Origin of the sequence: Acinetobacter sp. RF14B, assembly GCF_006864105.1 — a bacterium.
Classification (GTDB): Bacteria; Pseudomonadota; Gammaproteobacteria; order Pseudomonadales; family Moraxellaceae; genus Acinetobacter; species Acinetobacter lwoffii_C.
Genome location: NZ_SMTB01000173.1, coordinates 1 through 2,108, shown reverse-complemented (window position 1 = coordinate 2,108; position 2,108 = coordinate 1). Strand labels below are relative to the sequence as shown.

Here is a 2,108-nt window from a genome sequence, read left to right as displayed (position 1 = left end):
TTTTGTTGATTACACCGCAGAAGTTAAAAAGCATGTCACCGTCCCGGTAATTGCATCGAACCGGATTAACATGCCTGATACAGCAGAAGCGATTTTGGCCTCTGGTCAGGCCGATATGATTCAAATGTTAACTCAGCAGACCTGGAAGTTGAGTTCTGAAATTTTGTTAAATATTACCGTACCGCAAGTGGCGCACAGTGCCTATTGGCTCAGTATGCAATCTTCTTCGGCATCGGAAAAACGCCGGGCACAGGTCTGGCTGGAATATCTGCTGTGGCTGGCTTTTATTCATGATGATGCGCGCGCCCCGGTGCTGGAACGTATCGTCATTTTCAGCGATAAAACCCTGAAATTTTCCGGGCTAAGTTCGAGTAAGGCACGTGAGTATTTACAGTTCTGGTTCAAAGCCTGGGAAATTGGACAAAAACAGCCGCTGGTCTTGCCAGCTGAATTATTGATGAAAAAAAACTGGAAGTGGGCTGAAAATGAACACGGGCAGATGACGATTGTCGAAATGCAGGAATTGCTGAACGGTTGGAATAATCGTTATGAAAGTAGCAGGCCGTTGACCAGTGATGAATCTAACCAGCTGCATCAGGACTGGCAGTTTATATTGCAGGATCAGGACCCGGATCAGGCTCTGGAAACGTGCTGTCATCATTTTGCTCATGCCCTGTATGCGCCCATTCATGACCATCTGGAGTGGGTAAAATGAACATGTTGCTGTCAGAAAACCAGAAGCAGAGTGTTTCGACCAATCCAATTCAGGATATGCATTTTCATGGTCTCCACTGGATTGAGGCTTCGGCGGGGACAGGGAAAACCTATACTTTATCCAGTTTGATGGTGCGGATTTTTCTGGACCAGTATTATCCGCATCAGGTGATTGCAACCACCTTTACCCGTAAGGCCACCGCTGAACTGAAAAACCGGGTGCGCTTAAGAGTCGAAGAAACCTTAGCTTATATTCAGCGCCATCAGCAGCTGAATTCGGTTCAGCTGGCTGCTCAACTGGAACGTGAAAATGATCCGCTGTTCCAGCAAGTCTTGAAAGATTATGGTTCACGGATGGACTATGCCCGGCGCCGCTTGCGTCTGGTATTGAACCAGCTGGATGAGTTGTTTGTTGGAACACTGGACAGTTTTAGCCAGAAGCTATTACGTGAATTTGCCTTTGAAAGCGGCAAGATTGAACGTGCAGAGCTGACGGAAGATCAGGATGCTTATATCCAGCAACTGCTGCATGATGGATTAAGGGAATGGATTCAGCAGCAGCCACAATATCTCATTAATCATCTCTATTTACACAATCTGCTAAAACCGGCAGAGCATTATATGGGGCTGGTACGGGATGCCCTGAATTTTAAGGCTCAACATTTTCAAAAACTTGAAGCAGTCAAGTGGGATCTGGCCGAGCTTGAAGATTGTGTGGGACGTCTGCTCAGCATCCATGAAGATGATCTGGCGTTATTGCGTCGCTATTGTCAGGACACCCCGAAGTATTTTCATAAGAGTTTTTTCACCAAGTTAACAAGTATATGTGAAAACTTTATGACGTGGATGGCAGCAGTCCAGACCCAAGGGGCACTGAGCTTTTTTGATCCCGAGCTTGCGCAGGTATTGTTGGAATTGTGCTATTTGCGCCGCAAGAAAACCGACTTTCTGCCCAGTACGCAGGTCTTTAACAAAAGTTGTCCGGAAGTAGAGCAGCAGCAGATTCTGCAAAGTCGCTTGATTGTGGCAATTGATCATTTATGTGACATCAAGCAGAAGCTGGATCAGCAGCTCAAGCAGTTGACCCAATATCTGGAACTTCATCTGATTCAGAGCGTGCAGACCCGTTTACCGCAAACCTTGCAGAAACAGGGGGAAACCACTTTTTCCCAGCAAATCCGCACGCTAGCCGAAGCCTTACAAGGACAGCAGGGCCAGCGCTTTGCCGAATGTGTACAGGCGCGTTATCCGCTGATTCTGGTCGATGAATTTCAGGATACCAACCAGGATCAGGATGACCTGCTGGCCAAAATCTGGCGCGATGCCAAACGGGTGCAAGCCGGATGCATGATCATGGTCGGCGACCCGAAACAGGCGATTTATGGTTTCCGCGG

At 47.6% G+C, this 2,108-nt stretch carries 1 protein-coding gene and 2 pseudogenes; all 3 read left to right on the top strand.

Annotation, left to right across the window (positions count from 1 at the left end):
- Positions 1-127: pseudogene (locus E2K52_RS15790) on the top strand (hypothetical protein); the annotation flags it as partial.
- Positions 128-172: 45 nt separating this feature from the next.
- Positions 173-715: pseudogene (locus E2K52_RS14230) on the top strand (exonuclease V subunit gamma); the annotation flags it as partial.
- Positions 716-717: 2 nt separating this feature from the next.
- On the top strand, positions 718-2,108 hold a 1,391-nt coding region (locus E2K52_RS14225), incomplete at its 3' end, for a UvrD-helicase domain-containing protein (RefSeq protein WP_151205658.1).